This window comes from Nguyenibacter vanlangensis (assembly GCF_013376155.1).
GTDB lineage: Bacteria > Pseudomonadota > Alphaproteobacteria > Acetobacterales > Acetobacteraceae > Gluconacetobacter > Gluconacetobacter vanlangensis.
Map to the genome: position 1 here is coordinate 1 of NZ_JABXXP010000544.1, position 1944 is coordinate 1944.

The window sequence follows — 1944 nt, forward strand, 5'->3', positions numbered from 1 at the left end:
GGCAGCGGGGGTGGTGCGGGGGGCGGGGATGACGCCAAGCCGCCGCGCTGGGCGCGAAACATGAAACGCCGCAATGCCGCGGCCCATGCGGCCGAGGCTGCCAACGTCATCCGCTCGGCCGATGGCGGCGGCGGATCCGCGTCCATCGATCTCTCGGAGAAAGAATGATGTTCCGTCGTTCCACCACACGCTACGGGGACACGCCGATTCCGGTGACCCCCTATCAGAAAGCCGCTCAGATCTGGGACGAGCGGATCGGTTCGGCCCGCGTGCAGGCGCGCAACTGGCGCTGCATGGCGTTCGGCTCGCTCCTGCTCGCTGCTGCATTGGGCATGGCGCTGATCCAGCAGGCGGCCCGTGGCACGATCGTACCCTGGGTGGTGCAGGTCGACCGGTTGGGGCAGGCACAGGCGGTCGGACCCGCGACCACGGCCTATGTGCCCACCGATCCGCAGGTGGCGTGGTATTTGGCGCGCTTCATCGAGGATGTGCGCAGTCTATCCGCCGATCCTGTGGTCGTGCGGCAGAACTGGCTGCGCGCCTATGATTTCACTGCCATTTCCGGGGCACAGGCGCTGAATGACGACGCGCGTCTGAGCGATCCGTTCTCGCGGATCGGCCATGAGCAGGTGGAGGTGGATGTGTCGTCGGTGATCCGGGCATCGCCGAACAGTTTCCGCGTCGCCTGGACGGAGCGGCACTACCGCGACGGCGCGTTCACCGGCACCGAGCGCTGGACCGCCATTCTCACGGTGATGATCGTCACGCCGCGCACCGCCGATCGTCTGCGGAAGAACCCGCTCGGCATCACCATTACCGCCATCAACTGGTCGAAGGAACTCGGACAATGATCCGCACGGTCTTGCGCGCCCTGCCGCTGATGCTGCTCGCGCTGTCCGCCTGTGCCGGGCCCTATCAGCCGCCCGCCATCCGCTATGATGATGCGGTCCAGGCGACGCGTCTGCCGGATCCGCCGAAGCCGGTGCAGGTCGTGGAGGTGCCTCAGCCGCTGCCCTTGCCCGGGCAACTGAAGCCCTTGCCGCCGCACAGATCGAGGACACGACACGCCGCGCCGGAGTCCGCCGACCCCGCGACACGCGTGACTCAAGCCAATCTGGCGGCGCGGATCCAGCCGACGCGGGCCGGGTTCGTCAATGCGGTGCAGGTCTATCCCTACAGCCCCGGGGCGCTCTATCAGGTCTACGCCTCCCCCGGCGAGATCACCGACATTATGCTCCAACCCGGCGAGAAGCTGGTCGGTTCCGGCCCGGTCGCGGCCGGCGATACCGTGCGCTGGGTCATCGGCGATACGTCCAGCGGCACAGGGGCCGCCAAACGGGTGCATATCCTGCTCAAGCCGACCCGGCCGGACCTGACGACGAACCTGATCGTCAACACTGATCGGCGGACTTACCTGGCGGAGCTGCGCGCAACGCCGGCGACCTATATGGCCTCCGTGTCGTGGGACTATCCCGAGGACGATCTGATCGCGCTGCGCCGGCAGGACGATGCGGCCGGCGATGAGGCGCCTGTCGATACCGGGTTGAACCTCGACGCCCTCAATTTCCGCTACGCGATCCAGGACGTGAAAGGCGGCGTGCCGCCCTGGCAACCGCTGCGGGCCTTCGACGACGGACGGAAAGTCTATATCGCCTTCCCAAGCGGGATTGGGCAGGGTGACCTGCCGCCGCTCTTCGTGTTGGGGCCGGACGGCAATCCCGCGCTGGCCAATTATCGCGTCCGCCAGAACTGGATAATCGTCGACCGGCTGTTCGCGGCGGCCGAATTGCGGCTGGGCGACAAGACCAGCGAGCAGCGCGTGCGCATCGTCCGCACGGATGGGCGGCCGTCATGACTGAGGAGAAAGACACGGCGGACCAGCCGGGCGCCGTGCCACCGTCCGGGCAAGGCGCCGCGCCGGATGGTGCGCCGCTCGCTCCGCCG

The 1944-nt window shown here is 67.8% G+C and carries 2 protein-coding genes and 1 pseudogene; all 3 read left to right on the top strand.

The window, feature by feature from the left end:
* Positions 1–168, top strand: a pseudogene (locus tag HUK84_RS23295) (P-type conjugative transfer protein TrbL); the annotation flags it as partial.
* Entirely contained in the window at positions 168–851 is a 684-nt protein-coding gene (trbF, locus tag HUK84_RS16440) for a conjugal transfer protein TrbF (RefSeq protein WP_176641239.1), read from the top strand. The pseudogene HUK84_RS23295 and the gene trbF, both read left to right, overlap by 1 nt.
* A complete protein-coding gene (trbG, locus tag HUK84_RS16445; RefSeq protein ID WP_176641240.1) occupies positions 848–1855 on the top strand; it encodes a P-type conjugative transfer protein TrbG in 1008 nt (335 codons plus the stop codon). The genes trbF and trbG overlap by 4 nt, the downstream gene beginning before the upstream one ends.
* Positions 1856–1944: the final 89 nt, after the last annotated feature.